Raw genomic sequence first — 26,192 nt, forward strand, 5'->3', positions numbered from 1 at the left:
ATTCGAAGCCGGGCAGCATGGCTGCCCGGCCGAGCCGGCTCAAACGCGATAGTAGCGGTTGGCGCGCTTTTCGGCCTCTTCCATCGCCTCTTGCGGCGTCGCCTGGCCGGTCACCGCCTTGGCGAACATGTCGACCAGCACATAGTCGGCCATGGTCGCCGCCGAGGCATAACCGAGCGGGCCGGCATAGCCGTTGGGCCGCAGCGTCGCCGAGGCCTTGGCGTAAGCGGCATTGTTCGGATCGGCCGTCCACACCGGGTTGTTGTCGAAGGCTTTGAGCGTCTGGCAGCAATAGCCTGCCGACGACGTGATCCACTGCGACATTTGCGGATCCTCGAACATGAACTGCAGGTAGGCCTTGGCCGCGTTGGGGTAGGGCGTGTAGTCGAAGATCACGGCCGTGGTCACCTGGAACAGCTCGACGGATTTTCCGACCGGGCCGATCGGCAGGTTGGTGGTGCGGATGTCCTTGGCTATTTCAGCCAGCTTCGGATCCTTGTCCTTGTTGATCTTGGCGGTGTTGTAGGCCGAAATGCCATTGGCGATGACGCTCAATTCGCCGGCCAGGAAGGCGCGGTTGTTGTTGACGTCGAGCCAGCTTTCGGTGCCGGGAATGAAGGTCTTGTAGAGTTGCTGCGCGTATTCGATCGCCTTCAGCGTCTCGGGGCTGTTGATCGTCACCTTGCTGTTCTCGTCGACCATCTGGCCGCCATGGCTCCACAGCAGCCAGTGCGCGTAGTTGTTGCCGTCGCCGACGCCGTGGCCGTGCGTGAAGCCGGCCGGGTGCCCCTTCGCCTGCAATGCCTTGCAAAGCTCGAGCAGGCCTGCCGTGTCCTTTGGAAATTCTGAGAAGCCGGCTTCCTTCACCCAGCTTTCGCGATAGACGATGGCATTGCCGATGGTCGCCAGCGGCAGGCCGAGGAACTTGCCTTGCCGTGTCGCATATTGGTGCGGTCCATCGTGCCAGCCGCCATATTTCGAGCCGAGATATTCGCCCAGTTCCGTCACATCGTGCAGCTTGTCGGGATATTGGTGCGGGTCGTCGAACCAGACGAACATCAGGTCCGGGCCGGAGCCGACATTGGCGGCGACCGCCGCCTTGGGGCGAATGTCCTCCCAGCTTTCCTTGTCGACGCGGACCTCGACGCCGGTCGCTTCGGTGAAGCGCTTGGTGTTGGCCAGCCATTGATCCTCGTCGCCCTGCACGAAAGGCGACCAGCGCAGCAGCCTGAGCTTGGCGCCGTCCTCGGGCTTGTATTTCAACCCCTCCTGAGCAAAGGCGGGAGAGCCGATGAACCGGCTTCCCAAGGCTCCCGCCGCCGCGCCGGCGGTGGTGCGGATCACGTCACGTCTGGTGAATTTCATGTTCGCTTCCTCCTGCTTATTGTCCTTGCCGTCCTACTGCTCGATGGGTGTTTCGAACCGCTGTCCGGTTTTGCCGTGAAAGAGATGGATGAGGCCAGGCTCGGCCGTAAGCCGGATGGTTTCGCCCGGCGTGAAGGAATGCCGTTCCCGGAAATTGGCGACGATCTCCTCGCCGCCGGCGGTTCGGCCGATGAGCTGCACTTCGGACCCTGTCGGCTCGACCACCACGACGGTGACCGGAATGCCCTGATTGTCGGACAGCCGTAAATGCTCGGGCCGTATCCCTAGCACGACCGGCTCACCATTGCCCATGGAAAGTGCCGAGGCCAACGGGACCGAAATCCCTCCGGCGCCGCGAAACGAGGGCGAGCCGTCGCTTACGATCTCGCCCCTGAGCATGTTCATGGCGGGCGACCCGATGAAGCTGGCGACAAAGAGGTTGTTCGGCCGGTCATAGAGCTCGAGTGGCGGCCCGATCTGTTCGACGATGCCGTCATGCATGACGACGATCTTGTCGGCCATGGTCATCGCCTCGATCTGGTCGTGGGTGACGTAGACCGTCGTCGTCTTCAGGCGCTGGTGCAATTCCTTGATCTCGGCGCGCATCTGCACCCGGAGCTTGGCATCGAGATTGGACAGCGGCTCGTCGAACAGGAAAACCTGCGGGTCGCGCACGATCGCCCGCCCCATGGCGACGCGTTGGCGCTGGCCGCCGGAAAGCTGGCGGGGATAACGGTCGAGCAGCGGCACCAGTCCCAGGATTTCGGCCGCGCGCCGCACGCCGGCATCGCTCTCCGTCTTGGGAACGCCCTTGAGCATCAGCGAGAACGCCATATTCTCGGCGACCGTCATATGCGGGTAGAGCGCATAGTTCTGGAAGACCATGGCGACGTCGCGCTCCTTTGGCGCAACGTTGTTGACGACACGTTTGCCGATCGCGATCTGGCCGCGCGAGATCTTCTCCAGGCCGGCGATCATCCTGAGAAGGGTCGACTTTCCGCAACCCGAAGGCCCGACCAGCGTGACGAACTCGCCGTCGTTTATATCGACGCTGACCCCGTGCAGGACCTCGACGGTCCCAAATGATTTGTAAACATCGCCGATCGCGACAGACGCCATCGATCTCCTCCCGATTGATTCCCGCAACGACTTCGAAGGAAACCGCTTTCCTGCCTGGCCCGCGACGGCGCCCAGGCTCCTCCCCGGTCACGCGCGATGTGAGACGGTAGCGCTACCAAACCGACCTGTAAAGCACGCCGGCATCACCCTGGATGTCGGCACACTCTAATCCGAAACCTCGGTCTGCGGCCGGTCGCGGCCGTCGGCGAGCTCGTCATGCCATTTGCCGTCGGCGTCCTCGTACTGGATGCCGTCCGTATTGCCGGCGACCTGCTGTTCGGCCGAAGCGATCTCGGCGGCGCGCAAGGCATCCTGATGGGTGGGGAACGTTTCGGAGAATGTCGAGCCGACCTTGTAGGCCCAGCCTCCGTCATGCTCGACGATCTTGTAGGTCAGTTTCGCCATGAAACCCTCCGGTTGAAAGCCCGTTGCCTCAATGCAGCCTATCGTCGGCCAGTCTGTCGTCTGGCAGCCTGTCGTCTGGCACCAGCACGTCCGATTCCCTGGCGGCTTCGATCAGTGCCCGGCGCGCATCCGCCGTCGAACGATAACCTTCCAGCACTTTTAGGCAAGTGTCGAGGGCATCACGATGACGCGGCCCGCGATTGAGTGGCCAGACCGTCATCAGGCACTCCGCCGCCTCCTGGGCGCTGCGGATCTGCCGATATTTGCCGACATGGCCGAGTTCGACCACGACCGGCTTTTCAAATGGCTTGCTGTCCATCATCGCCGCCAACGCGGAGCGGCCGATTTGGTTGCAACTGCTATTTTAGCTCAGGCGAAAATAGCTCAATAGCCGCAGTCGTTGCGCAGCCAGCGTGCATTCGCCCAGCCGGTGCGGCCGCCGATATCGACCTTGTACCAGCTTCCGCGGCGGTCGAAGATCTCGGTTTGGTCGCCGTTGAATAATTGCCCGATCATGCGCGACGACGAGTTCGGTCGGGCTCGAACGGCGAGAAAGCCGCTTCCCGTCGCCAGATTGTAGTGCCTGGAAAGGCCGTGCACCGTGCCTTCGCAATATTGCGCCCCGGCCGGCGTCGGTGCGGCGAACGACAGCCCGGCCAGCACCGCGGCAGCAGCCGCAATGGAATTCCCCCTGAACGGCATGTCTCTGCTCCCCCAACCCGCCGCGCCCAGCCGCGGCCCCGGCTACTCTACACCGGCAGAGGATCAATGCGAAGCTGTGCTGGCCCGTCCAGCGAGACGAACCCGCCGTCAGGTCGCCGCCTTCATCCAGTGCTGCATCGTCGTCACCGAGCGGGCAAGCTGCGGCGCCGGGTGGATTTTTTCGCCGAAGGTGGCCGCGGCGCGCCAGCCCCAGCGCGGATCGGCAAGGAAGGCACGCGCCAGCGCCACCATGTCGGCGCGGCCGTCGGCGACGATCGCCTCGGCCTGTTTCGGATCGTCGATCAGGCCGACGGCCCGCGTCGGAATGCCGACGGCCTTGCGCACCGCTTCGGCCAGATGCACCTGGTAGCCGGGCCCGGAGGGCAGCTTCTGCAATGGCGAGTTGCCGCCGCTCGAGCAGCAGAGATAGGCGACGCCGGCTTCCTTCAGCGCCTTTGCCACTCCGATCGCATCCTCGACCTCGAAGCCGCTATCGACCCATTCCTTGATCGACAGACGCGCCCCGAGCATCAGCCTGGGCACCGCCTTCTTCACCGCCTTGGCGATCTCGACGGCGAAACGCATGCGGTTTTCCAGTGAGCCGCCCCAGCGGTCAGTGCGCCGGTTGGAGAGCGGCGACAGGAACTGGAAGATCAGATAGCCATGCGCGGCATGCAGCTCGATGAAGTCGAAGCCGGCCCGCTCCGCCCGCCGTGCCGCTTCGGCGAAGCGTTCGATGATTTGCAGGATCTCGTCGTCCTCCAGCGCCCGCGGCACCTGCCAGCCGGTGTCGTAGGCGATCGCCGAGGCCGACACGATCGGCCACGGGTCCTGATCGGCGTTCAGCGGTCCGCCGCCCTCCCAGGGTTTCCGGTTGGAGGCCTTGCGGCCGGCATGGGCAAGCTGCGTGCCGAACTTCGTGCCCGGCGCCGCGACCCGCTTGGCTGCATCCAGCGTGCGTCGCGCCGCCGCCTCGTTGTCCTCGGAATAGAGGCCGAGGCAGCCATGCGAGATGCGGCCGCGCCGTTCGACATCGGTCATCTCGACGGTGACCATGCCGGCGCCGGACATCGCCAGGTTCATCCAGTGATAGAGGTGCCAATCGCTGGCCGAGCCGTCCTCGGCCGAATACTGGCACATCGGCGCGACCGCGATGCGGTTGGGGAAGGTCAGGCCGTCGAGGGTGATCGGCTGGAAAAGCGATGAGGTCATAAAAAACTCCGGAAAGGGTTGCCGCTATTTATGCAGCCGATTGTGCCAGCGCCAGACACGAGAGGGTGAACCGGCGCACTGGACCAATTGGTGGACCGATTGCACGAACGGGCGTTCGCGGCTACGCCTTGCCGCGGCAGCAGGGAGTCGACCATGGAAGATCGCATTCGCATCCGCTCGGAGGAAGTGCTTTCCGACGAATGGGCGGTTCTGAAAAAGACCGTCTTCGACTATCGCCGGCGCGACGGCAAATGGGAAACGCACACCCGCCAGACCTACGATCGCGGCGACGGTGCGGTGATCCTGCCTTTCGATCCCGAGCGGTCGACGGTGCTTCTGGTGCGGCAGTTCCGCTACCCCGCCTACGTCACCGGCCACAAGGAGCCGCTGATCGAGGCCTGTGCCGGCCTGCTCGACGAAGACGATCCCGAAACCTGCATCCGCAAGGAGGCCGAGGAGGAACTCGGCTACCGCCTGAAGGACGTGCAGCGGCTGTTTTCGCCCTATATGAGCCCCGGCAGCGTGACCGAGCGGCTCTGGTTCTTCGTCGCCCGCTATTCGCCCGCCGACCGCATTTCGGCCGGCGGCGGCGCGCATGACGAAGGCGAAGACATCGAGGTTCTGGAAATGCCGCTCGACGAGGCGCTGGCCTCCATCCACGATGGTCGGATCATCGACGCCAAGACGATTATTTTAATCCAGCATTTGAAGCTGAACCCGATCGGGAGGTGAACGGCTTTAATTCCTTGCCGCAACGGGCTGAGATGCAGCTGAGGGGAACAGATCCATGATTATCAAAAACTTGCCGAAGTGGTTGGGCGCGATTTCGACGGCTGTCTTTCTCTTGGCATCGATTGCCCCCTCACACGCTGAATCCTACTCCAACCTGCAGGGCAAAGGATACAAGACCGGCAAGCTGTCGCGAGGTGCGTCAGGCTCACTGGGCTGGTTCGTTTCCAACGGCGAGAAAAAATACTTCTGCAGAATGCGAGCAGCGCAAGCTTATGTCGGTAGTACAGGGATGGTCGCTTTTACCGCCGCCGGACGGCAAATCTCGTTGGACAGGAACGTCTACGAAAAATACGCTGGATTTGATGCATCCATTCCGCAACTGTCAGACCTGAAGTCTGGCAAGCTCAATAAGCGAGCGGTCGGCAATTGCAGTCCCGCGAAATGACCCGCTCTCGATCTGTCCTTTCAAGTCCAAATCTGGTGCGGACGACGGGAATCGAACCCGTACGATCAGAGATCGAGGGATTTTAAGTCCCTTGCGTCTACCAATTCCGCCACGTCCGCAGGTCAGCCCTTTTCAGCCGCCAGCCAAAGGTCGTCAAGCCGTCTTCTGCCATCGACAAATCTGGCACTGGACGCTAGCGAGGGCCAATCACCCACGGAGATACAAACAAAATCGTTTCACCTGGAAATGTTTTCTAGCGGCAGCTTCCGAGGCTACCGCGAATGCGTGTCCCCCGTTCGCAGGATGCGTTCGGGCGCTCTGCTCTGATAGACTCCAATCGGCAAGTGGATCGGCGCGCCGATACTCGACGCAGTCGTCTACAGACACTGGGAGATTGTCATGCTCAAGCTTGCCTCTGCCCTGGCACTGCTGCTTGTCGGGACGGCGCCTCTGTCTGCTGACGAGATGCCGATGAACGCCAAAGACATCAAATGGGGTCCTGCTCCAGCTGTCATTCCCGCTGGCGCGGAAATGGCTGTTGTCGCTGGAGATCCCTCAAAGGACGGCGCCTATGTGCTGCGGTTGAAGACACCCGCCGGCTACAAAATTGCCGCACATAATCATCCCACCACGGAATACGTAACGGTGCTTTCCGGCAACTTCCATATTGGAATGGGCGATAAGCTCGACGAGGCGAAAGGTGTCGAACTGACTGCTGGCGGCTTCGGCGTCGCGCCGGCCGGAATGAATCACTTCGCCTGGACGACAAGCGATACGATCATCCAGGTTCATGGCGAGGGGCCATTCAAGATCACCTACGTCAACCCGGCAGACGATCCAAGCAAGAAGTGACAGTTCGGGATCGAATTGATTGAACCGGCCGAAGGCTAGAACGATGGAGTGCGTCACACTCCGCGACCGTCGATTCAGTAAGATCCGCTAACGCGGCGAAAGCTGATTAGCCGGAATCATATTCCGCTTGGGCCATTTTGCCATGAACGACGCTAAAACAAAAAACCCGCCTCGGCGGGCGGGTCGTTGGAGCCAATTAGCACCATAGCCAAATTAGTAGCATAGCTGCCGGCACAAAGCAAGAACAAAGTTGCTGCGGCCGGCACAAAATGCCCTTGGCGATTGGCGAAAGCCGTGGCGCATCAATCTCCCTCCTTGAGGGGGAGATGGCCGGTAGGCCAGAGGGGGTCGTCGCGCGTGGATCGGCGACCCCCTCTGTCGCCTTCGGCGACATCTCCCCCTCAAGGGGGGAGAGCTGCAACTTCGCCGTCCGCGCTTACTTCCTCGCTGGTCAAAATCCTCGCGGCTTGGCACAGTCGGGCAAAGAGGAGCCTGTTGATGCCGAAGACCGCCAATGCGACGAAACCAAAACCCTGGGCTGAGATGGCGACGCATCTGGTCGATGTCGCTATGGGTCGCAAACCCGCCGATCTCGTCATCCGCAACGGGCGCTGGGTCAACGTCCATTCGGGCGAGATCATCGCCGGCACCGACATTGCCATTGCCGGCGGCCGCTTTGCCTATTGCGGGCCGAACGCCGGCCATGCCATCGGCCAGGGCACTAAGGTGGTCGATGCCGGCGGCCGCTATCTGGTGCCGGGGCTTTGCGACGCGCATATGCATGTCGAGAGCGGCATGGTGACGGTGACGGAATTCTGCCGCGCGGTGATCCCGCACGGCACCACATCGATGTTCATCGATCCGCATGAGATCGCCAACGTGCTCGGCCTGCCGGGCGTGCGGCTGATGCATGACGAGGCGGTCGCCATGCCGGTCAACGTGCATGTGCAGATGCCGTCCTGTGTGCCGTCGGCACCGGGGCTGGAGCATGCCGGCGCTGAGCTGACCGTCGCCGATGTTGCCGAGGCGATGACCTGGGAAAACATTATCGGGCTCGGCGAGGTGATGAATTTTCCGGGCGTCGCCGCCAATGATCCGGTGATGTCGGGCGAGATCGCGGCGACGGTGAGGGCCGGCAAGACTGTCGGCGGGCATTATGCCTCGCGCGATCTCGGCCTGCCGTTCCACGGCTATGTCGCCGGCGGCGCCGAGGACGACCACGAAGGCACGCGCGCCGAGGATGCCATCGCCCGCGTCCGCCAGGGCATGAAGGCGATGCTGCGGCTGGGCTCGGCCTGGTATGACGTGGCCTCGCAGATCAAGGCGGTGACGGAGAGCGGGCTCGACCCGCGCAACTTCATCCTGTGCACCGACGACAGCCACTCCGGTACGCTGGTGCACGAAGGCCATATGGACCGGGTCGTGCGCCACGCCATCAGCCAGGGCTTGAAGCCGGTGACTGCGATCCAGATGGCTACGCTCAACACCGCCCAGCATTTCCGGCTGGAGCGCGAGATCGGCTCGATAGCGCCGGGACGGCTCGCCGATCTGCTGATCGTCTCCGACCTCGCCGAAATGACCATTGACGAGGTCTATGGCCGCGGCGTCAGGCTGGCCAAGGGCGGCAAGCTCGAAATCGACATTCCGGCCTACAATTATCCGCGGACGGCGAAGAACACCATCAAGCTCGGCAAGAAGCTCAAGACAGGCGATTTCGACATCGCGGCACCCATGGGCGCCAACGAAGTGCGGGTGCGGGTCATCGGCGTCATCGAAAACCAGGCGCCGACGCGGGCGCTGGAGGCCGATCTTGCTGTCGAGGACGGGCTGGTTGCCATGGATCGCCGCAACGATGTCTGCCAGATCGCGCTGGTCGAACGCCACAAGGGCACCGGCGGCGTCACCAACGCCTTCGTCTCCGGCTTCGGCTATATCGGCGACTGCGCCATGGCCTCCAGCGTGGCGCATGATGCCCACCACATCATCGTCGTTGGCACCAACAAGCAGGACATGGCTCTGGCCGTGAACCGGCTGGGCGAGGTCGGCGGCGGCGTCGTGCTGTTCTCCAAAGGCAAGGAACTGGCGCTGGTCGAAATGCCGATCGCCGGGCTGATGTCGGACGAGCGGGCGGAAATCGTCGCCGCCAAGGCGGACAAACTCAGCGACGCCATGCGCCAGATGGGCTGCTCGCTGAACAACGCCTACATGCAGCACTCGCTGCTGGCGCTGGTCGTCATCCCCGAGCTCAGGATTTCCGACGTCGGCCTGATCGACGTGACGACTTTTCAGAAGGTTGATTTGTTCGTTTAGCGCTGTCGATATGCCGGCCTGCAAATGGCAATTTTCTGCGCTTCCGGTGGTCCCTTCAGGGGTAAATCGCGTACCCTGAAGATTAGCCGAACATCCGTCGCTTCGTCATCCCAGGGCGGAGCAGGAGCGAAGCGACGTCGCGAAGACCCTGGGATCCATGCCGTTACATCTGTGGCGCACGAAGGCGGATCAGAATCGAACGCCTCTTGGCTCCGGCAGGCAATCCAGCGATGCCGAAAGGTAACTGACGCTGTTGCGGATACAAGCCATTCCGAACCGCTGCAATCTTCGGCAGATGTAACGGCATGGATCCCAGGGTCTGCGCTCCGCTTCGCGTTCGCTCCGCCCTAGGATGACGAAGGCATGGTGGCTTAGGTTTAATCGCCAGCGTCGGCGATTAGCGGCTGCAGGCCGATCGACAGCGATCGCTCACCCGCCGGTGGCGATGGTCAGCACTTTGAACGGCGTGGTGATGACGATTTCGGCGACCGAGCCGACGGCCTTGCCGAGGCCCTGGCCGAGATTGTCGAGCTGGGCCGGCGCGGTCTCATCGGAGGCGAGGCCGGCCGGCGCGCGCAGGCGGTCGCCGAGCAGCTGCACCAGGAACGGGTTGTCGGCGAATTTGGCGTGGTTCAGCCGGTCGCCGCCCTTGGTCTTGGTCAGGTCGACCACCGAGACGCCATAGCTGGCGAGGTCGGCCGCGTCGCCATAGTCGCCAACGCGCGGCTTGTCGCCGGAGATCAGGGTCGACAGCCTGAGCGCCCGGTCGTCGCCCGAAAGCAGCACGGCGAACGGCTTGTCGGGCTTGCCGTAGCGGATCATCTGCTTCTTGAACACGTCGACGTCGATGTCGGGCGAAGCCAGGATGACGTAGCCGAGCTTGCCGCCGAGGTCGCGGTCGCCGGTGATCGCAAGCTGGCGCAACGCTTCCATCGTCACCCAGGTCCCCATTGAATGGGCAATGATGTCGATGCTCTTGGCGCGGCTCTTGGCGAGCATGCGCAGCGTCGCTTCGAGATCGTCGCGCGCCGCATTGGCGCTTTCCTTGTCGTAGATGTAGCCGGTCGTCTTGCCGCTCGACGCCCACGAAAACAGCACCGGCGTGCCGGGGTATTTCGTGTCATGCGCGATCTGCGTCAGCCGGTAGATGCCGTCGTCGAACCCGTTGTTGAAGCCGTGCACGAAAACCAGCGCCCGGTCGCCGCGCATCGCGATGTCGGCGCCGACCGCCTTGGCGAACTGCGGCGCGCCTTCGTAGAAGGTGACGCCGGTCGCCGTGAAATCCTTCGCCGGATTGCTGTTGGCCGAGCCCTTGACCCGCTCGATGGCGCCGAGCTGGTGGATCTTGGGCACCGTCACCTCGACGCTGGCAAAGCTGGTGGTCGGCGAACGGTCGCCGTCGAACACCTGCCGGGGCTCCTTCGTTGCCCTTTGCCGGGTTGTGGCGACGAAGATCTTGTGCGTCGCCGCAATGTCCGAAGCAGGCACGGTGATCGTCGTCTTGTTGAGCAGATCGTGCGTGTTCTGACCGGCGCAGCCTGCCAGCGCGAGCGCGAACGCAACGACGAGAAAGATCTTCGAAGGCACGATCACGCGGGCTCCCGCAAAGGCGACGTCGAGCCGGAGACGTCTTGCCTATTCGATAGAGGCAGAGGCCGGCACGGTCCAGTTCAAACTGTTCCGATGGTGCGGCAATGGTCAACAACGACTGCCGCGCAATGCAGCTATTGTCCGACCGAGGCGATGCGGTCGGTCACCTCGCGGTCGCTGGCAAACCCGTCATCCTCGCGCAGCTTCTGGCCGATCAACTGCACCAATTCCGGATTGTCGGCGAATTTGGTGTGGTTGAAGCGGTCGGCTCCCTTGACGCTGGAGAGGTCGACGACCGACACGCCATAGCTGGCAAGGTCGGCGGCGTCCTTGTAGTCGCCGACGCGCGGCCGCGCGCCGGCGATCAGGCCGGACAGCCTGAGCGCCCGGTCGTCGTCGGAGAGCAGCAGGATGAACGGCTTGTCCGGCTTGCCGTAGCGGCGCATCTGGCTCTTGAACACGTCGACGTCGATGTCGGGCGAGGCCAGCACGACGTCGCCGAGCTTGCCGCCGAGATCGCGGTCGCCGGTGATGGCGAGCTGGCGCAGCGCCTCCATGGTGACCCAGGTCCCCAGCGAATGGGCAACGATGTCGATGCGCCGCGCGCCGGTCTGCGCCAGCATTCTCAGCGTCACTTCCAGCTGGTCGCGGGCAACGCTGGCGCTTTCCTTGTCGTAGACATAGTCGGTGGTCTTGGCGCCCGACGCCCAGGAAAATAGCACCGGCGTGCCAGGATAGCCGGAATCATGGGTGATCTGGGTGACGCGGTAGACCGCGTCGTCGAAGCCGGTGTTGTAGCCGTGGACGAAGACCATGACGCGGCCGCCGCGCGCCGCGATGTCGGCGCTGAGCGCGCTGGAGAATTTCGGCTGGGTATCGTAGCCGACGACCTCGGAAGCCATGAAGTATTTGGCCGGATCGTCCGACTTGCCGCGCGAGCGCCGCTCGATCTGGCCTGTCTTGTGGATGCCGGGGACGGTGACGTTGACGCGGGCATAGTTCAGCGTCGCCGACCGCTCGCCGTCGAAGACCTTGTTGGGATCGTCGGAGCGCTTGCGCGTCGTTGCGATGAAGATCGAGTGGTTGCCGGCGATTTCCGTCACCGGCACCGCCATCATGGCGCTGCCGAGCAGTTCCTCGGTTTGGCGGCCGCCGCAGCCGGCGAGCAGCGCTGCAAGGACAATGATGCAAATCGTCTTCAAGGGCACTTAAGCAATTCCACTCCGGCCTGACCAAAGGCCCATCCACCTCCGCCGCCCCTCCCGGACAGGCGAAGTGCGGCAGAAGTAAGTCGCGGATGCCGAAATGCGCTCAGTGCCTCGCGACGGCCATCGCACTGTTGCGCGAAAGCCAGAACGGCGGCAGGAACGCCGGGATATTGGAAAACGGCAGCACCTCCGGCTTCAGTCTTATGCCAAGCACGTCGGTCATGAAGGCGCGGCGCGCCTCGATGCGGCGCCAGGCTTCGGGATAGCGCGCGGCGATCTCTTCGCGCAGCGCGTCGTCTGCCAACGCGATCCCGTCCTCGATGTTGGTGGTGAAATAATCGGTGCCGGTCGCCGGGATGATGTCGACCTGCAAGGCCATGCCCGACCTCAACCTGATGTCGGAGCCGGAGAATGACGGCGAATGCATCCATTCGTCGATATGGATGAGATGGCCGGGATTGAGCGACACGCCGAAGAACGGATCGCCGATCCGGTCGTGCACCGCCTGCCACAGCGCGCCGCCGGGAACGCCGATGCCGACCGTCTCGTACCAGTCGACGACGGCGCAGAAATAGGGCGCGACCAGTTTCTCGACATAGTCCTGGATGCCCCTTGGAAGTTCGGCCGCGCCCTCGACCAGAAAACCGGCGCGGGCGTTGAGCGAGCCATGGATGCCGTAGGCCATGGTGATCGGGTCGCCGCGCTTGATGATTTCGAGGCGCGGGCTTGGCAGGCCATAGGCCGCGCGCCTGCCGGCCGACAGCATCGGGTGACAGCATTGCGGCAGGCCGTTGATGCCCATCAGCCGCGCCGCTTGCAATTCGGTCATGCCGGGTTCGATGCCTTGCAGGACGTTACGCAGCCCTTGCGAGGAATAGGTCGCGGCGAATTCGAACGCGGCCAGCTGGTCGGCCTCGTTGATGGCGCGCAGGCCGTCGGCAGGGTTCATCAAAAGGTTCGCAGCGTTGACGATCACCCCCCTGTCGCCGGCAAGCGTGCGTAGCGTGTCGGCGATGAAGGACGGCAGGTCGAGCGTCGTTTCACCAAAACCGACATCGCCGGGGCCGAACGGTTTCCAGCCGATGGCGCCGATGCGCTGGCCGGCTTTCAGGCCGCAATCGGCAAGAATGTTGGGAAGCGCCTGCGAGCGGTCGCGCGGCTGCGCCGGCAGCGAAAAGGTCTGGTAGAGCACGCGCTCGTACGGCCCGTCGCAGATCTCGGCATAGCCCCAGCCCTCATTGCCGACCAGCAGTTTCGGCGGCTTGCCGGGAACGATGACCAGCAGCGTCTCCTCGAAGCGCGGATCGTAGCCGCAGAGATAGGCGACATTGGCGGCATGTTCGCGGTCGCCATAGACGACGAACGCGTCGAACCCCGCTTCGCCGCCGCGTGCAACCAGTGCCGCGATGCGGGCCTCATAGGTGGCGCGCGGAACCAGCGGCATCACCGTCGGCTCGCCGAACTCCGGCAGCGACACGGTTTTCTGGGCCACCGATGCGACAGGCATGAACAGACGCTCCTAACGGCCAACGAGGTTTTGGGAACACCCTTTCAGGGTGGCCGGACAATGGCTTCGTGAAGCCGGATATGCAATAGCGGGACCGAATTCGGCTAGCCTGTGGGGTGCTCTTGCCATGACCAGTTTCTCCTCTCGCGTCGCTGCCGCCGCTGCCGCGATCCGCGAGATCTTTCCGGAAACGCCGCTGCAGGAAAACGACTATCTGTCGAAGAAGAGCGGCGCGCGGGTGCTGCTGAAGCGCGAGGACCTGACGCCGGTGCGCTCCTACAAGATCCGCGGCGCCTTCAACTTCTTCCGCAAGACGCTTGCCGCCGGCAACGCTGCCGAGCTGTTCGTCTGCGCCTCGGCCGGCAATCACGCGCAGGGCTTTGCCTTCGTCTGCCGCCATTTCGGCAAGAAGGGCGTCGTCTTCATGCCGGTGACCACGCCGCAGCAGAAGATCGACAAGACGCGGCTGTTCGGCGGCGAGTTCGTCGAGATCAGGCTGGTCGGCGATTTTTTCGACGACTGCTACCGCGCGGCACTCGAATTCACCGAAACTGCCGGCGCGCACATGGTGCCGCCTTTCGACCACAAGGACATCATCGAAGGGCAGGCGACCGTCGCCTACGAGATATCAGGCCAGATGCCCGGCGCGCGCATGCCCGACATCATTATGCTGCCGGTCGGCGGCGGTGGCCTTGCCGCCGGCGTCACCCATTATTTCGCCGACCAGCTGCGTGAAACACGTTTCGTCTTTTGCGAGCCGGCCGGCGCCCCAAGCCTGAGCGAGAGCCTTGCCGCCGGAAAGCGCGTCAAGCTCGCCAAGGTCGACAATTTCGTCGACGGAGCGGCGGTGGCCGAGATCGGCCGCGAGCCGTTGCGCCACCTCAAGGAGTTTGCTGCCGATGCCGTACGGCTGATCCCGGAAAACCGGCTCTGCGCGACCATGATCGAAATGCTCAATGTCGAAGGCGTCGTGCTCGAGCCGGCCGGTGCGCTGGCGATCGATGCGCTCAAGGATTTTTCCAAAAAGGAAATCAGGGGCAAGACCATCGTCGCCGTGGTGTCCGGCGGCAATTTCGATTTCGAGCGGCTGCCGGATGTGAAGGAACGGGCGCTGCGCTTCGAGGGCTTGAAGAAATACTTCATCATCCGCTTTCCGCAGCGGCCCGGCGCGTTGCGCGATTTCCTCGAATTGCTAGGCCCCGACGACGACATCGCCCGCTTCGAATATCTGAAGAAATCGGCGCGCAATTTCGGCTCGGTGCTGATCGGCATCGAAACCAAGGACCGCCGCAATTTCGACCTGCTCAAGGCGAATTTCGACGCCGAGAGCGTCCACTACCAGGACATCACCGACAACGAGACGCTCGCCGGGTTCATTATATGAGCAGCAACGATCTTCCGAACGCCCCGGCGAACGTTTTTATCGCGCTGTTTTCCGGCATCAATGTCGGCGGCAATCGCATCGTCAAGATGGCGGAACTCAGGTCATTTTTTGAGCAGCTCGGCTTCTCCGATATCGCCACCCATGTGCAGAGCGGCAACGCCGTGTTCCGGTCGCCAGACGGCGATGCGGCGATGCTGACCAGGCGGCTGGAAGCGGAATTCGAGAAGAAATGGGGCTTCCATTCGCGCATCATGGTGCGCGATCTCGGCTGGCTCGAGCGGCTGGCGGCGGACAATCCCTATCCGGAAGTGGCCGGCGAGCCGACCAAGCTGCATGCTTATGCGCTGGAGCGCCGGCCGACCGCCGAGGAGGTGGCCCGTCTGGCGGAAAAATGCACCGGGCCCGAACGCTTCGAGATCAAGGGCGACGTGCTCTACCTGCATGCGCCCGACGGCCTCGGCAAATCGGTCTTTGCCAATCTCATCCCGCGCGTTCTGAAGGTGCACTGCACGGCGCGCAACTGGCGCACCGTGCTGATGCTGCTCGAGATGGCCAAGGCCCGCGGTTGACAGGTCGTCTACGCGGCCGGAGCGCGTTTCCAGTCGAATGCCAGCTCTTCACGGAAGGCGAAGCGCTTGATGTGCTCGGCGACGACCGTTTCCAGGCGCTCGAGCGAGCCGGCTTCATCGGTCGTCACCGCAATGTGCAGCGCAGCCGGGTCCGCATCGAGAACCGTGCGGCCGAGCGTCAGATCGATGGTGCCGTGGTTCGGGTCGAATTCGACGGGAAACTTGTGCGCCCAATGTTTGCACAGCTGCTGCAGATAGCGGCTGGCATGTTCGGTGGCGACGTCGACATGGCTGGCCGGCATGAATGAATTCTCCTTGGGAAGGCGGACGCGAAAACCGAACCGGGGCCCGCCTGCGTCCGCTCAAGATAGCGTGATCGGTTACCAGCTGCCGGTGTTCGGCATCGACGCCCACGGCTCGGCCTTCGGCTTGGCCGGACCTTTCTGCAACAGCTCGATCGAGATGCCGTCCGGCGATTTGACGAACGCCATGTTGCCGTCGCGCGGCGGCCGGTTGATGGTAACGCCATTGTCCATCAGCCGCTGGCAGGTGGCGTAGATGTCGTCGACCTCATAGGCAAGATGGCCGAAATTGCGGCCGCCCTTGTAGTCTTCCGGGTCCCAATTGTAGGTCAGCTCGATCAGCGGCGCCTTTTCGGAGATGCCGCTCTGCTCGTCTTCGGGCGCGGCGAGGAAGATCAGCGTGTAGCGGCCCTGCTCGTTTTCATGGCGGCGCACCTCCTTGAGGCCAAGCTTGTTGCAGTAGAAATCGAGCGAAGCATCGATATCGGCGATGCGGACCATGGTGTGCAGATAGCGCATGATTTCCTCCTTATGTTGCGTTGCGGCGCACCATAGGGGCGGCCCGGCCAAAGGGCAATCGGCCACGCTTGCCAGCGCCGGCAAACGGCAAATCCGCTATTCCTGTACGGAACCGTGAAAAAAGGCACGTCAGGTCTTGCACACACCGGAAGCGGCGGTGTTAATCTGATACCAAGAATCAGTTGCAGTGTTTCTTGAAAAAGGGGGCGTTCTTATGGGGGAAAAGGCCTCTTTCATGGGGCGGGACGGGGCCGGTAACGATGCGTTGAAGCGGGATGAGAGCGCCGATACGGCCGATCTCGTCGAAGTCGCCGGCGCCATCAAATGGTTCGACGTGGCCAAGGGCTACGGTTTCATCCTTCCCGATGATGGTACTTCGGGCGACATCCTCCTCCACGTGACATGCCTTCGAAAGGACGGTTTTCAGACCGCGCTTGAAGGCGCCCGCGTCGTCTGCCTGGTCAAGCAGGGCGAGCGCGGGCTGCAGGCCTTCCGCGTGCTCTCGATGGATGTCACCACGGCGATCCATCCGGCGGAGATGCAGGAGCAGCGCACCCATGTCGCGGTGACGCCGGAAAGCGGCCTCGAACGGGCGCTGGTGAAATGGTTCAACCGCACCAAAGGGTTCGGCTTTCTGACCCGGGGCGAGGGCACCGAGGATATTTTCGTCCACATGGAGACGCTGCGCCGCTACGGCATCACCGAACTCCGCCCGGGCCAGGTGGTGCTGGTCCGCTTCGGACGCGGCGACAAAGGCCTTATGGCTGCCGAAATTCACCCCGATATGGGTACCTTGCCGGTCTCGCATTAGTTCCGGTCGAGGATTTCATATGGCTCACAGGAACCGGCTGACGGCGGGCGCGCTCTGCGCCGGGATTTTCCTCATCGTCGCCGCAAGCGCCTTCTTCTATTTTCAGCAACCGAGTTTGGCCGACGGCAAGGCGATGATCCTTCCCGTCGACCCGGCGCCGCTGGTCGCGGTGACGAAGGCCGGCGAGCGTTCTTTCTGCGTCGAAATTGCCGACACGCCCGCCGAGCGCGAGGCCGGCCTGATGTTCCGCCGGCACATGGCCGACAATCACGGCATGCTGTTCGTGTTCGGTGCGCCGCAGGATGTGAGCTTCTGGATGAAGAACACGCCGATGCCGCTCGACCTGATCTTCGTCGGCCAGGACGGCCGGATCCGGGCGATCAAGCAAGGCGAGCCGCAGTCGGAGGCGATCATCTCGCCGGACGAACCGGTGCGCTTCGTGCTCGAGCTCAAGGCAGGCACCGCCGCCAAAAAGGGCATTAAGGACGGCGACCTGCTGCGCCATCCGGCCATCGGCACGGCGCCGGGGCCGGCCATGCCGCCGCCCGACAAGGGCGACGCGCCGAGTGTCGATTCCGACTGAACGAACGGGCAGGATCTTCGGCCGATGCAGTTCTTCTCCCATGATGGTTTCGACCTTGCTTTCCTTGACCGCCAACCGGCATCGGGGCAGGGCGATCCGGTGCTGATGATCCACGGCTTTGCCTCGAGCCATTACGTCAACTGGGTGTCGCCCGGCTGGTTCAAGACGCTGAACGATGCCGGCTACCGTGCGATCGCCTTCGACAATCGCGGCCATGGCTCGTCGTCGAAGAGCTATGACGAAGCCGACTACACGCCGGCAAAAATGGCGTCCGACGCGGCAGCGCTTTTGAACCATCTCGGCATCGAACGCGCCCATGTCATGGGTTATTCGATGGGCGCGCGCATATCGGCGTTCCTGGCGCTCTCCAACCCGGACAAGGTGGCGACGCTGGTCTTCGGCGGTCTCGGCGTCGGCATGGTCGACGGCGTTGGCGACTGGGATCCGATAGCCGATGCCCTCCTGGCCGAGGATCCGGCAGGCACCAGCGACCCGCGCGGCCGCTCGTTCCGCGCCTTCGCCGATCAGACCCGCAGTGATCGCCGGGCTCTCGCCGCCTGCATCGCCACCTCGCGCGAATTGCTGAGCGAGGCCGACATTGCCCGCATTGCCCAGCCGACGCTGATCGCCGTCGGCACCAAGGACGACATCGGCGGCTCGCCGGATGAACTCGCCGCTCTGATGCCCAACGCCAGGGCTTTTCACATCGAAGGCCGCGACCATATGCTGGCGGTCGGCGACAAGACCTTCAAGCAGCGCGTGCTGGAGTTTTATGCCGAGCATCCGCGTTGATGGACGGCTCCCAAAGCGGCCATTGCGCCTGAAGCTGGGGTCCTTAGCGGTTTTGCAACGATACAGGAGTAAATAAGCGCGACGTGTGGATCGGTTCAAACCCGCCATGCGCTGAACGGAGGGCAAGGGGGTATCATGGCACAATGGGGAAGGACCGACGCCGCTTTGCCGGGCGTCATTGCAAAAAGCACGTTCGGCGAATGGTCCGTTGTTCTAGCGCTGGCTGCTTTAGCGGCAGGGGCGATGGCGATCACCGCGTTGATAGCAATGCCGAGCGACGCGTCTCCGCTGCTCCAGAACAGTGCGACGGGCTTCTTCGCTGCGGTATTTTTTCTGGCCGGGCCTTTGGCACATCTTACGGGAGTGGTCTTCGGGTTGATGGCCGTTGGTCGCCCAAACGACAATCGTGTGCTCGGCCTGGCTGGCATCGTGGTCAATGGTGCGTCGCTGGCGGCTGGGGTGTTCATGTTGTGGGGAATGGCATCGACTTTTGGCGCATTCACCTGATTTCGGGCAAACCTCCGGCGGGCCAGCGAGCGACGCGTCGACCTACGATCCGCCTGGGCGATTGTCGAGCGCCCTGAGCGAGCGTGCAATGTTTTGCTTGGCCCGCGTTTCGAAGCGCCGGCGGAATTCCTCGCTGTGAAAGATATGCGGACGCGCGCGGAAGCCCTTCAGGACCGCGGCACGGCCGGCCCGCCACATCGGCTCGTCGACCCACTGGTATTCGCGGCGAACCGCCTGTTCGTAGGCGTCGAACACGTCGGGCGCGGCACCCAGGATCGCCAGGTCCATGTCGAGGAACAGCGCCGCGTCACGAACCGAATGTTGATCGCCAAGGGGCGGCAATTCGTGGCTGGCAGTTGCAGTGATCATCGCCGCGATGCGACCGATGCGTTGTGCGTCGGCGCGGCCGGCGAGCTTCTCCTCGGCAAGTGCGGCACTCCTCGCCTCATTGTCCTTGGCGCGGCTGTCGTAGATCGCGTCGTGGAACCAGATCGCCGCTTCGACTGCTTCAGGATCGTGCAGCAACGCCTTGTAATCATTGGCCAGCGCCAGCATCGCCTCGATATGGCCAAGGTCGTGGTAGTGGCGATCTTGGGCCTCATAGAGCGCGGAAAGCTCGCGCTTCAGGGTCTCGTCGATCAAGGTTGCGTTTTCCATGGCTGCTTGAAATTCCGCCAACCAAATCCATTTGACGAAGCACTAAGGAAAATTGAGTTCACCCGTGCTATGATCTGGCTTATAGGTGCGGCCGGAGAATAGGCAAGCCGCAACCGAGACAGTGGATGGCCGAGACATTGGATGGCCGGAGACATCAGATGAACAGCGTTACGATTTCTCGTCCCACCATGGTGCAGCCGGTAGATCCGATCTGGCGTTCGATCCGCGATGAAGCGATGGAAGCGGTCAACCGCGATCCGCTGCTGGCGGCGTTCCTCTATTCGACCATCCTCAACCAGGAAAACCTGGAAGAAGCGGTCATTCACCGGCTGGCCGAGCGCCTCGCCCACCAGGACATTGGCTCCGACCTCATTCGCCAGACATTCAAGGCAATGGCGGCCGACGACAAGGATTGGTCGACGACGGTGCGCGTCGACATCCAGGCCTATTACGACCGCGATCCGGCCTGCGACCGCTTCATCATGCCGGTGCTCTACTTCAAGGGTTTTCATGCCATCCAGACGCACCGGCTGGCGCATTGGCTGTGGAACCAGGGCCGCCAGGATTTCGCGTTGTATTTGCAGAGCCGGTCGTCCTCGGTGTTCCAGACCGACATCAATCCGGCCGCCCGCATCGGCAAGGGCATCTTCCTCGACCACGCCACCGGCCTCGTCGTCGGCCAGACGGCGGTGATCGAGGACGACGTGTCGATCCTGCACGGCGTCACGCTGGGCGGCACCGGCAAGGCCGGCGGCGACCGCCACCCCAAGATCCGCTACGGCGTGCTGATCGGCGCCGGCGCCAAGATCCTCGGCAACATCGAGATCGGCCATTGCTCGAAGATCGCGGCCGGCTCGGTGGTGCTGTCGCCGGTGCCGCACAACAAGACGGTTGCCGGCGTGCCGGCCCGCGTCGTCGGCGAGACCGGCTGCGATCAGCCGTCGCGGCAGATGGACCAGCTGTTGCCATCGCAGACGATGGACCACGTCGTCAGCTTCGACATCTGAGTGCTCGGGCAGGGGCTGAATTCCTGCCCCCTATGCCGGCTTGCCTTTACATGGCCATTGTCGACGTGCCAGAAGCGCGCTCACCAATGCATGTCGCCCAAAAGTGCCCAGCGGTTTTGGGATAGCGACATGGATGAAGCAAGATTCGAAGCGCGTCGCATCGATCTCTTCAGACGCGACGCACTTTAGCAAGCGACGATCGGAGAAGACTGTTGAAGCCGGACGAAATCAGAAAGCTGGACGCCTATTTCAAGCGCACCTTCCAGAACCCAAAACTCGAAGTGAAGGCGCGGCCGCGCAAGGAAGATTCGGCCGAGGTCTATGTCGGCGACGAGTTCCTCGGCATCGTCTTCAAGGACGAGGACGACGGCGACTATAATTTCTCGATGGCGATCCTCGACATCGATCTGGCCTGAGCCGGAGATTTAGCTGGCCGCTACGCCTCAAGCGCAGCGGCGGTACGGAACCTTGCAAGACGCCGGCGGGACAGCGCCTCCCGCTGGCCTGCCGGCCATCTCCCCCACTTGGGGGGAGATTGGCAGCCTTGGCGCTGCACTCTTCCTGCAACATTGGAGATTGGCGAAAGCCAAGATGACGGCCGATCTACCCTCTCGTGGAGATGTCCGGCAGGACAGAGAGGGGCGCGAAGTATCGCTACGGAACGGCTCGTTTCGTTGCTTACCGCCCGGTCTTCAGCACACGCGCTGCCTCGCCCAAAATCGCCGCGTCGAGCGCCTGCCAGTCGCCAAGGAATTCCCGGGGGAAGCGGTAGGTGAGGCTGAGATTGTCGCCGACCAGGATGTCGCGCTCGCAGGGCGCTAGCGATTCGTCCGCGCTCGGGCCGCTCAGGCAGCGTGCGACAAACGGATCCTTGCCGGGGCGGTCGGCGACCGCCAGCACTTCGTTGAGATAGCCTGACTTTTCGCTGAAGGCGTAAAGCGTCGTGCCGCCAGGGCCGGGCGTACCCGGCTTGGCAATCAGCGCACTGTAGATCGGCGCGAAGCGGCCGCTCATGTCGCGCAACATCATCTGCGGCTCGAACGACAGGAAGACGATGTCCTTGCTGGGTCCGGTGTGGTTGAAGTCGTTGCGGGCAGCCTCGCTGTAGCCGTCCATCTCGGGATAGCGCAGATAGAGGTCGAGCCGCGAGGCGATGCCGTCGCGCCGGGCCTGGGCAAAGCGGATGACATTGCCCGGCACGGCGATGATGTTGTTGCCGATGACGACCTTGTGGACCCTGGTGTCGTCGGTGTACCCGGCCATGGCAATCGACCGGCCTAACCATCTGCCGCCAAGGCTGATCGCCACCGAAAGCACCGCCAGCGTCGCGAACGCATAAAACACCCGCTTCATCAGCGTCGAATCGACGACGCTGAGTTGCTGGCCCTGTGTGGCGGCTGCCTGCTTCATCGCGACCCTCGTCTGCCGTCCCGTCGGGTGTACCTGAACGGCACATCTCGGCGCGGCACGGCTCTTGCTTCGCAGCTTTTGCGGGCGACTGTGCGATTTCATGGTAAACGGAGAGTAAAGATGGGGCCGGTCGCACAAATCATATTCAGTTTTATGGCTGGGCTGACGGCTTGCGGCCTGGCCGGATCGGCGATGGAGCTGATCGCCGGCCGCAAGCTTGCCTTCGTCCAGCCCTATGTGTCGTCGAAGCACATGTTGCGCTCGCTCGCCGCGACGGCTTGCGCCGGACCGCTGATGTTCGCCAATGAGGCGCTGGACGCCTGGCGCGAGCGTCGCATTTCGGTGCTGGCGCTGATCTCCTGCGGCTGTACGGCGACCATCTGGGCGCTGGCGCTGGGCATGGTGGTGATCGCCATTGCGTCATGGGCGGCTTCGCTTCTAGGGTCTGGCAGCTTGTCGGTGTGAGACGATCTGGAGACAGCAATGCCGATCTACGCGATTGACGGAAAAGCGCCCGCCTTCGAGGACGTCGACAGCAACTGGATCGCGCCCGATGCCACGCTGATCGGCAATATCAGGGTCGGCCGCAATGCCGGCTTCTGGTTCGGCGTCGTTATCCGCGGCGACGACGAACCGATCGTCGTCGGCGCCGACACCAACGTGCAGGAGCATACAATCATGCACACCGACGCCGGCTTTCCGTTGACCGTCGGCCAAGGCTGCACGATCGGCCACCGTGCCTTGCTGCATGGCTGCACGATCGGCGACAACAGCCTGATCGGCATGGGCGCCGTCGTGCTGAACGGCGCGAAGATCGGTAACAACTCGCTGGTCGGGGCCGGCGCGCTGGTCACCGAAGGTAAGCAATTCCCCCACAATTCGCTGATCGTCGGCTCGCCCGCGCGTGTCGTCAGGACGCTCGACGAAGCCGCAATCGCCAGGCTGCGCGCCTCGGCCGCGCATTATGTGGCCAACGGCAGGCGATTCAGGGCTGGGCTGAAGAAGGTCTAGCCGATCCAGAAATGGTGGAGCCGGCCTTGGGATACCGAAAGCATAGCCCCTTCCAAGTCAAACCGGCTGGGCGGTCGGCCGGAACAAGATCTCGTTGATATCGACATCGTCCGGCTCGTTGATCGCGAAGGCGACCGTGCGGGCAAACGTATCTGGCCCCACGGCGATCTTGCTCACGAAGTCCCTGGTGTCCTGCTGGATATCCTTCTCGCTGATGTGCTCAAGCAACTCTGTGGTGACAGCGCCCGGCGAGATCACCGTGGTGCGGATGTTGTAGGGTTTCACCTCTTTCCGCAGGCCCTCGGACAGCGCACGCACGGCGAACTTGGTGGCGCAATAGACCGCCGCACCCGGGTCGACCACATGGCCGTATACGGACGAGACATTGATAATGTGCCCCGATCGCTGCTCCTTCATGTACGGAAGTGCGGCCGCGATGCCGTAAAGGACGCCCTTGATGTTGATGTCGATCATCCGGTCCCATTCGTCGATCTTGAGCCGTTCGAGCGGGGCCAACGGCATGAGGCCCGCATTGTTCAGCATCACGTCGATACGGCCGAATTCCCGGACCGCCGTATTCACCAGATGCTGGACCTGGTCGCTGTCGGTGACGTCCGTGGTGACGGCCTTGGCATTGTGCCCAGCGGCGGTCAGTTCCTGGACAAGGGCGTCGATGCGGTGTGACCGGCGTGCACCCAGGACCACGGAAGCGCCTCGTGCGGCAAGATGGCGTGCCGTCGCTTCACCGAGGCCACTGCTGGCACCGGTGATGACGACGACCTTGTTCTCGATTCCTTCGGACATGAGATTCTCCTAGACAAGAATTGAAAGAGTTCAGGTTCGGAGCCCGGCCGAGGCGGCGAGCAAGGCCGAGCCGGTGAGCAGGGCGGCCGCGAGAAGGAAGGCGCTCCACCAGCCGGCCGCGTCGAACAGCAGGCCTCCCGCGATAGCGCCGCCCGCGATCGCGAGCTGGATCAGGGCAACCTGCAGTCCGCCCCCGGCCTCCAGGTCTTCAGGGATGAGCGTGGTCATCCAGGTGTTCCATGCCACCGGGATCGGAGTCGCGAAAAATCCCCAAAGAACCAGCAGGCCGGCCGTGGCGCCTGCAAACGGTCCAAACGCAATCAGCAGTAGAGCGAAGACCGCGAGTGCACTCGGCAGCCCGATCAGCACGGCTGTGAGGTGCCGCCGGAGGATGAGGCCGATGATCGACAGTCCCGCCAGGCCACCGAGGCCGACGCCCAACAAAGCTATTGAGAGGGTGCTCACCTCGAGGCCCGTCACGTTTTCCAGAAACGGCCGCAGATAGATCGAGAGCGCGTTCTGCCCGATGAAAGCGAGCCCGGTCGCGCCCATGCCGATGGCGAATCTGCGATTCCGCAGCAGGCCGAACATGCTCGACACCGAGGCGGTCTCCATCGGTGGCAACTTCGGGAGAACGGCCAACTGCCACACGAGCGCCGCGAGGCCGATGGGGACAGTGACGAAGAAGGTTCCCCGCCATCCGATCAGCGATCCGAGGAGGCTGCCGACGGGCGCAGCGATCACCAATGCGAAGGCGGTGCCGCCTTGGAGCAAGGCAATGGCCTTGGGCAGGTCGGGTCCCGCGGCCAGGCGAGCCAGAATGGCCGTCGACAATGACCAGAAACCGCCGATCGCGATGCCGACCAGCGCCCGCCCGGCCAGGAAGACCAGGAAGTTGGGAGCAAGCGCCACCGCCAGGCTCGATGCGGCCAGCACTGCCGTATAGAGCAGAACCACCGTCCGTCGATCGACGTTTCGCAACAGCGAGTTGCCGAAGAGGCTGATAACCACGGCGAAGAATCCGGATACCGCGATTGCCTGGCCTGCCTGACCCCCGGAGACGGCCAGATCCTGAGCGATCGGGGTGAGCAGGCTCACCGGCAGGAACTCCAGTCCGACCAGAAGGAAGGTCAGCAGCGAAAGGCAGACTACCGCAGACCACGGGGTCGTCGCGCTGTCAGCAGCGGCGGCCTCGTCCAGTGCGAAATCGATGGTCATAAGGCAGTCTCCTGTCCGTTCCCGAACTAAGTAGTCGGGCTGGCCAAATGCGACTAGCGGGTATAATTTTGATGTGGTTGTGAATGAGGCTCATCAATGCCACGCGACGAGTTCGCCGAAATGCGCGCGTTTCTGGAGATCACCCGGATGCGGAGCTTCACCCGAGCAGCCGCCAAGCTCGGCGTCACTCCTTCGGCCCTTAGCCACACCATCAAGTCGCTGGAGTCGCGGCTTGGCGTCCGTCTTCTGTCTCGCACCACGCGCGACGTGGCCCCGACGGCGGCCGGTCAACGCCTCAAGGAAGGCATCGAACCGCATTTCGAAGGCATCGCGGCCGAGGTCAGCGCTCTCGGCGTCCTGCGCGACAGGCCGTCCGGCAACATTCGCCTGGTGTGCACCGACGATTCGGTCGACATTGTCTTCCGCGCCCGGCTGCCAAAGTTCCTGAGCGACTTCCCCGATGTCAATGTCGAGCTGGTGGTCGATAACGCCTTCACCAACATCGTCGAGCGCCAGTTCGACGCCGGTGTTCGGCTGGGCGAGTCCATTGCCCGGGACATGGTAGCCGTGCGCATCGGAGCCGACGTGACCTACACTGTCGTCGGCTCACCCCGTTACTTCGCCCACCGGACACCGCCGCAGACGCCGCAGGAGCTGACCGACCATAACTGCATCAACTACCGGCTGCCGACGTCAGGATCGGTCTATGCATGGGAATTGCGGGAAGGAGCGCGCGAGTTCAGTGCTCGGGTCGAGGGGCAACTGACGCTTAACAACATGGGGCCGGCGATCCAGGCCGCGCTTGACGGAGTGGGCTTGGCCTATCTACCGCGCGAACTCGTCCTGCCACACATTGAGAGGGGCCTTCTTCAGGAAGTCCTGACCAAATGGTGCCCGACGTTCCAGGGTTACCACCTGTACTATCCAAGCCGACGCCATCCCTCTCCGGCGTTTTCCGCCTTTGTCGACGCGTTCCGTATCAGGGGCAAGTAACAGCGTTTGGACGGCAAACGGCAGCTCGTATCCCACAAACGATCGTGAGACAGCTTGGATGACGAAGCGCAGTTGGAGGCAAAGCCGAGATAACTGTATCGAAATGTTGTTCCGCCAGAAATGGTGGAGCCGGCCCGGGGACGGGGCCGGCTCCTTAAACCCGGTCGTTGGGGACGGG

The 26,192-nt window shown here is 63.1% G+C and carries 30 protein-coding genes and 1 tRNA gene; 15 read left to right on the forward strand and 16 right to left on the reverse strand.

Annotation, left to right across the window (positions count from 1 at the left end; translation table 11 throughout):
• Positions 1 to 39: 39 nt before the first annotated feature.
• The 6 genes from NKJ17_RS21140 to NKJ17_RS21165 form a co-directional block, all read right to left on the reverse strand.
• Complete coding sequence (locus NKJ17_RS21140; protein WP_254817688.1) at positions 40 to 1,365, reverse strand: ABC transporter substrate-binding protein; 1,326 nt, start codon at positions 1,363 to 1,365, stop codon at positions 40 to 42.
• A gap of 33 nt (positions 1,366 to 1,398) precedes the next feature.
• Positions 1,399 to 2,484, reverse strand: a complete 1,086-nt coding sequence (locus NKJ17_RS21145; RefSeq protein WP_352689908.1) for an ABC transporter ATP-binding protein — start codon at positions 2,482 to 2,484, stop codon at positions 1,399 to 1,401.
• 165 nt (positions 2,485 to 2,649) lie between these two features.
• A complete protein-coding gene (locus NKJ17_RS21150) occupies positions 2,650 to 2,889 on the reverse strand; it encodes a DUF2188 domain-containing protein (protein WP_023674770.1) in 240 nt (79 codons plus the stop codon).
• Between the two features lie 28 nt (positions 2,890 to 2,917).
• Positions 2,918 to 3,211 (reverse strand): DUF982 domain-containing protein, encoded by a 294-nt coding sequence (locus tag NKJ17_RS21155; protein WP_352620647.1) that lies wholly within the window; start codon positions 3,209 to 3,211, stop codon positions 2,918 to 2,920.
• 62 nt (positions 3,212 to 3,273) lie between these two features.
• A complete protein-coding gene (locus NKJ17_RS21160) occupies positions 3,274 to 3,591 on the reverse strand; it encodes an SH3 domain-containing protein (protein WP_352689909.1) in 318 nt (105 codons plus the stop codon).
• Positions 3,592 to 3,699: 108 nt separating this feature from the next.
• Positions 3,700 to 4,803 carry an NADH:flavin oxidoreductase/NADH oxidase gene (locus NKJ17_RS21165; RefSeq protein WP_352689910.1) on the reverse strand — a complete coding sequence of 368 codons (1,104 nt, stop codon included), beginning with the start codon at positions 4,801 to 4,803 and terminating at the stop codon, positions 3,700 to 3,702.
• 153 nt (positions 4,804 to 4,956) lie between these two features.
• Here NKJ17_RS21165 and NKJ17_RS21170 point away from each other — a divergent pair, with 153 nt between their 5' ends.
• Positions 4,957 to 5,535 carry an NUDIX domain-containing protein gene (locus NKJ17_RS21170; RefSeq protein WP_352689911.1) on the forward strand — a complete coding sequence of 193 codons (579 nt, stop codon included), beginning with the start codon at positions 4,957 to 4,959 and terminating at the stop codon, positions 5,533 to 5,535.
• Positions 5,536 to 5,590: 55 nt separating this feature from the next.
• The gene (locus NKJ17_RS21175) at positions 5,591 to 5,980 is read left to right on the forward strand and encodes a hypothetical protein (RefSeq protein ID WP_352477405.1); all 390 of its coding nucleotides are present in this window, start codon (positions 5,591 to 5,593) and stop codon (positions 5,978 to 5,980) included.
• Between the two features lie 33 nt (positions 5,981 to 6,013).
• On the opposite strand, the gene NKJ17_RS21180 is transcribed toward NKJ17_RS21175, so the two are convergent.
• Positions 6,014 to 6,099: transfer RNA gene (locus NKJ17_RS21180), tRNA-Leu, on the reverse strand.
• 280 nt (positions 6,100 to 6,379) lie between these two features.
• Here NKJ17_RS21180 and NKJ17_RS21185 point away from each other — a divergent pair.
• A complete protein-coding gene (locus NKJ17_RS21185; protein ID WP_352689912.1) occupies positions 6,380 to 6,832 on the forward strand; it encodes a cupin domain-containing protein in 453 nt (150 codons plus the stop codon).
• 498 nt (positions 6,833 to 7,330) lie between these two features.
• The gene (gene ade, locus NKJ17_RS21190; protein ID WP_352689913.1) at positions 7,331 to 9,142 is read left to right on the forward strand and encodes an adenine deaminase; all 1,812 of its coding nucleotides are present in this window, start codon (positions 7,331 to 7,333) and stop codon (positions 9,140 to 9,142) included.
• A gap of 429 nt (positions 9,143 to 9,571) precedes the next feature.
• Here ade and NKJ17_RS21195 read toward each other — a convergent pair whose 3' ends face one another.
• The 3 genes from NKJ17_RS21195 to NKJ17_RS21205 all read right to left on the reverse strand — a co-directional run bounded on the left by NKJ17_RS21195 (position 9,572) and on the right by NKJ17_RS21205 (position 13,447).
• Entirely contained in the window at positions 9,572 to 10,735 is a 1,164-nt protein-coding gene (locus tag NKJ17_RS21195) for an alpha/beta hydrolase (RefSeq protein WP_352689914.1), read from the reverse strand.
• A gap of 131 nt (positions 10,736 to 10,866) precedes the next feature.
• Positions 10,867 to 11,940, reverse strand: a complete 1,074-nt coding sequence (locus tag NKJ17_RS21200; RefSeq protein WP_254817699.1) for an alpha/beta hydrolase — start codon at positions 11,938 to 11,940, stop codon at positions 10,867 to 10,869.
• A gap of 103 nt (positions 11,941 to 12,043) precedes the next feature.
• Complete coding sequence (locus tag NKJ17_RS21205; protein ID WP_352689915.1) at positions 12,044 to 13,447, reverse strand: aminopeptidase P family N-terminal domain-containing protein; 1,404 nt, start codon at positions 13,445 to 13,447, stop codon at positions 12,044 to 12,046.
• A gap of 127 nt (positions 13,448 to 13,574) precedes the next feature.
• On the opposite strand from NKJ17_RS21205, the gene ilvA reads away from it, so the two are divergent.
• A complete protein-coding gene (ilvA, locus tag NKJ17_RS21210; RefSeq protein ID WP_352509419.1) occupies positions 13,575 to 14,831 on the forward strand; it encodes a threonine ammonia-lyase IlvA in 1,257 nt (418 codons plus the stop codon).
• Positions 14,828 to 15,400, forward strand: a complete 573-nt coding sequence (locus tag NKJ17_RS21215) for a DUF1697 domain-containing protein (RefSeq protein ID WP_352509418.1) — start codon at positions 14,828 to 14,830, stop codon at positions 15,398 to 15,400. The genes ilvA and NKJ17_RS21215 overlap by 4 nt, the downstream gene beginning before the upstream one ends.
• Positions 15,401 to 15,408: 8 nt before the next feature.
• On the opposite strand, the gene NKJ17_RS21220 is transcribed toward NKJ17_RS21215, so the two are convergent.
• Together NKJ17_RS21220 and gloA are read right to left on the reverse strand one after the other, a co-directional pair.
• Positions 15,409 to 15,702 (reverse strand): DUF2218 domain-containing protein, encoded by a 294-nt coding sequence (locus NKJ17_RS21220; RefSeq protein WP_254817703.1) that lies wholly within the window; start codon positions 15,700 to 15,702, stop codon positions 15,409 to 15,411.
• 78 nt (positions 15,703 to 15,780) lie between these two features.
• Positions 15,781 to 16,221 carry a lactoylglutathione lyase gene (gloA, locus tag NKJ17_RS21225; protein ID WP_352509416.1) on the reverse strand — a complete coding sequence of 147 codons (441 nt, stop codon included), beginning with the start codon at positions 16,219 to 16,221 and terminating at the stop codon, positions 15,781 to 15,783.
• Between the two features lie 214 nt (positions 16,222 to 16,435).
• Here gloA and NKJ17_RS21230 point away from each other — a divergent pair, with 214 nt between their 5' ends.
• From NKJ17_RS21230 to NKJ17_RS21245, 4 genes are all read left to right on the forward strand, one after another.
• Positions 16,436 to 17,032, forward strand: a complete 597-nt coding sequence (locus NKJ17_RS21230) for a cold-shock protein (RefSeq protein WP_502904049.1) — start codon at positions 16,436 to 16,438, stop codon at positions 17,030 to 17,032.
• Between the two features lie 19 nt (positions 17,033 to 17,051).
• Positions 17,052 to 17,615, forward strand: a complete 564-nt coding sequence (locus NKJ17_RS21235; RefSeq protein WP_352689916.1) for a DUF192 domain-containing protein — start codon at positions 17,052 to 17,054, stop codon at positions 17,613 to 17,615.
• 24 nt (positions 17,616 to 17,639) lie between these two features.
• Complete coding sequence (locus tag NKJ17_RS21240; RefSeq protein WP_352509413.1) at positions 17,640 to 18,407, forward strand: alpha/beta fold hydrolase; 768 nt, start codon at positions 17,640 to 17,642, stop codon at positions 18,405 to 18,407.
• A gap of 135 nt (positions 18,408 to 18,542) precedes the next feature.
• Complete coding sequence (locus NKJ17_RS21245) at positions 18,543 to 18,914, forward strand: hypothetical protein (RefSeq protein ID WP_352689917.1); 372 nt, start codon at positions 18,543 to 18,545, stop codon at positions 18,912 to 18,914.
• 42 nt (positions 18,915 to 18,956) lie between these two features.
• On the opposite strand, the gene NKJ17_RS21250 is transcribed toward NKJ17_RS21245, so the two are convergent.
• Positions 18,957 to 19,571, reverse strand: coding sequence for an HD domain-containing protein (locus tag NKJ17_RS21250; RefSeq protein WP_352508584.1), 615 nt, complete (start codon positions 19,569 to 19,571; stop codon positions 18,957 to 18,959).
• Positions 19,572 to 19,729: 158 nt separating this feature from the next.
• Between NKJ17_RS21250 and cysE the strand changes: the two genes are divergently transcribed.
• Both cysE and NKJ17_RS21260 read left to right on the forward strand, forming a co-directional pair.
• Entirely contained in the window at positions 19,730 to 20,578 is an 849-nt protein-coding gene (cysE, locus tag NKJ17_RS21255; protein ID WP_254817710.1) for a serine O-acetyltransferase, read from the forward strand.
• Positions 20,579 to 20,790: 212 nt separating this feature from the next.
• On the forward strand, positions 20,791 to 20,994 hold the full coding sequence (locus NKJ17_RS21260; RefSeq protein ID WP_023674799.1) for a DUF3126 family protein: 204 nt from the start codon (positions 20,791 to 20,793) through the stop codon (positions 20,992 to 20,994).
• Between the two features lie 262 nt (positions 20,995 to 21,256).
• On the opposite strand, the gene NKJ17_RS21265 is transcribed toward NKJ17_RS21260, so the two are convergent.
• Positions 21,257 to 21,988 (reverse strand): hypothetical protein, encoded by a 732-nt coding sequence (locus NKJ17_RS21265; RefSeq protein ID WP_352689918.1) that lies wholly within the window; start codon positions 21,986 to 21,988, stop codon positions 21,257 to 21,259.
• Between the two features lie 120 nt (positions 21,989 to 22,108).
• Between NKJ17_RS21265 and NKJ17_RS21270 the strand changes: the two genes are divergently transcribed.
• Positions 22,109 to 22,453 carry a DUF6949 family protein gene (locus NKJ17_RS21270; protein WP_352689919.1) on the forward strand — a complete coding sequence of 115 codons (345 nt, stop codon included), beginning with the start codon at positions 22,109 to 22,111 and terminating at the stop codon, positions 22,451 to 22,453.
• An 18-nt stretch (positions 22,454 to 22,471) separates the two neighbouring features.
• Positions 22,472 to 22,999 (forward strand): gamma carbonic anhydrase family protein, encoded by a 528-nt coding sequence (locus tag NKJ17_RS21275; RefSeq protein WP_352689920.1) that lies wholly within the window; start codon positions 22,472 to 22,474, stop codon positions 22,997 to 22,999.
• Between the two features lie 57 nt (positions 23,000 to 23,056).
• On the opposite strand, the gene NKJ17_RS21280 is transcribed toward NKJ17_RS21275, so the two are convergent.
• Both NKJ17_RS21280 and NKJ17_RS21285 read right to left on the reverse strand, forming a co-directional pair.
• The gene (locus tag NKJ17_RS21280; RefSeq protein WP_352689921.1) at positions 23,057 to 23,803 is read right to left on the reverse strand and encodes an SDR family oxidoreductase; all 747 of its coding nucleotides are present in this window, start codon (positions 23,801 to 23,803) and stop codon (positions 23,057 to 23,059) included.
• Between the two features lie 30 nt (positions 23,804 to 23,833).
• Positions 23,834 to 25,021 (reverse strand): MFS transporter, encoded by a 1,188-nt coding sequence (locus tag NKJ17_RS21285; protein ID WP_352689922.1) that lies wholly within the window; start codon positions 25,019 to 25,021, stop codon positions 23,834 to 23,836.
• 96 nt (positions 25,022 to 25,117) lie between these two features.
• Here NKJ17_RS21285 and NKJ17_RS21290 point away from each other — a divergent pair, with 96 nt between their 5' ends.
• A complete protein-coding gene (locus NKJ17_RS21290; protein ID WP_352689923.1) occupies positions 25,118 to 26,014 on the forward strand; it encodes a LysR family transcriptional regulator in 897 nt (298 codons plus the stop codon).
• Positions 26,015 to 26,192: the final 178 nt, after the last annotated feature.

The sequence above is a fragment of the Mesorhizobium sp. M0208 genome, assembly GCF_040322015.1.
Classification (GTDB): domain Bacteria; phylum Pseudomonadota; class Alphaproteobacteria; order Rhizobiales; family Rhizobiaceae; genus Mesorhizobium.

Coding starts and splice junctions, on each gene's coding strand:
- NKJ17_RS21285 (WP_352689922.1), bottom strand. CDS start 25,021: ATGACCATCGATTTCGCACTGGACGAGGCCGCCGCTGCTGACAGCGCG.
- NKJ17_RS21280 (WP_352689921.1), bottom strand. CDS start 23,803: ATGTCCGAAGGAATCGAGAACAAGGTCGTCGTCATCACCGGTGCCAGC.
- NKJ17_RS21235 (WP_352689916.1), top strand. CDS start 17,052: ATGGCTCACAGGAACCGGCTGACGGCGGGCGCGCTCTGCGCCGGGATT.
- NKJ17_RS21230 (WP_502904049.1), top strand. CDS start 16,436: ATGGGGGAAAAGGCCTCTTTCATGGGGCGGGACGGGGCCGGTAACGAT.
- ilvA (WP_352509419.1), top strand. CDS start 13,575: ATGACCAGTTTCTCCTCTCGCGTCGCTGCCGCCGCTGCCGCGATCCGC.
- NKJ17_RS21175 (WP_352477405.1), top strand. CDS start 5,591: ATGATTATCAAAAACTTGCCGAAGTGGTTGGGCGCGATTTCGACGGCT.
- NKJ17_RS21240 (WP_352509413.1), top strand. CDS start 17,640: ATGCAGTTCTTCTCCCATGATGGTTTCGACCTTGCTTTCCTTGACCGC.
- NKJ17_RS21245 (WP_352689917.1), top strand. CDS start 18,543: ATGGCACAATGGGGAAGGACCGACGCCGCTTTGCCGGGCGTCATTGCA.
- NKJ17_RS21185 (WP_352689912.1), top strand. CDS start 6,380: ATGCTCAAGCTTGCCTCTGCCCTGGCACTGCTGCTTGTCGGGACGGCG.
- NKJ17_RS21270 (WP_352689919.1), top strand. CDS start 22,109: ATGGGGCCGGTCGCACAAATCATATTCAGTTTTATGGCTGGGCTGACG.
- ade (WP_352689913.1), top strand. CDS start 7,331: ATGCCGAAGACCGCCAATGCGACGAAACCAAAACCCTGGGCTGAGATG.
- NKJ17_RS21275 (WP_352689920.1), top strand. CDS start 22,472: ATGCCGATCTACGCGATTGACGGAAAAGCGCCCGCCTTCGAGGACGTC.
- NKJ17_RS21265 (WP_352689918.1), bottom strand. CDS start 21,988: ATGAAGCAGGCAGCCGCCACACAGGGCCAGCAACTCAGCGTCGTCGAT.
- NKJ17_RS21220 (WP_254817703.1), bottom strand. CDS start 15,702: ATGCCGGCCAGCCATGTCGACGTCGCCACCGAACATGCCAGCCGCTAT.
- NKJ17_RS21155 (WP_352620647.1), bottom strand. CDS start 3,211: ATGATGGACAGCAAGCCATTTGAAAAGCCGGTCGTGGTCGAACTCGGC.
- NKJ17_RS21160 (WP_352689909.1), bottom strand. CDS start 3,591: ATGCCGTTCAGGGGGAATTCCATTGCGGCTGCTGCCGCGGTGCTGGCC.
- NKJ17_RS21215 (WP_352509418.1), top strand. CDS start 14,828: ATGAGCAGCAACGATCTTCCGAACGCCCCGGCGAACGTTTTTATCGCG.
- NKJ17_RS21250 (WP_352508584.1), bottom strand. CDS start 19,571: ATGGAAAACGCAACCTTGATCGACGAGACCCTGAAGCGCGAGCTTTCC.
- NKJ17_RS21140 (WP_254817688.1), bottom strand. CDS start 1,365: ATGAAATTCACCAGACGTGACGTGATCCGCACCACCGCCGGCGCGGCG.
- cysE (WP_254817710.1), top strand. CDS start 19,730: ATGAACAGCGTTACGATTTCTCGTCCCACCATGGTGCAGCCGGTAGAT.
- gloA (WP_352509416.1), bottom strand. CDS start 16,221: ATGCGCTATCTGCACACCATGGTCCGCATCGCCGATATCGATGCTTCG.
- NKJ17_RS21145 (WP_352689908.1), bottom strand. CDS start 2,484: ATGGCGTCTGTCGCGATCGGCGATGTTTACAAATCATTTGGGACCGTC.
- NKJ17_RS21165 (WP_352689910.1), bottom strand. CDS start 4,803: ATGACCTCATCGCTTTTCCAGCCGATCACCCTCGACGGCCTGACCTTC.
- NKJ17_RS21170 (WP_352689911.1), top strand. CDS start 4,957: ATGGAAGATCGCATTCGCATCCGCTCGGAGGAAGTGCTTTCCGACGAA.
- NKJ17_RS21205 (WP_352689915.1), bottom strand. CDS start 13,447: ATGCCTGTCGCATCGGTGGCCCAGAAAACCGTGTCGCTGCCGGAGTTC.
- NKJ17_RS21150 (WP_023674770.1), bottom strand. CDS start 2,889: ATGGCGAAACTGACCTACAAGATCGTCGAGCATGACGGAGGCTGGGCC.
- NKJ17_RS21290 (WP_352689923.1), top strand. CDS start 25,118: ATGCCACGCGACGAGTTCGCCGAAATGCGCGCGTTTCTGGAGATCACC.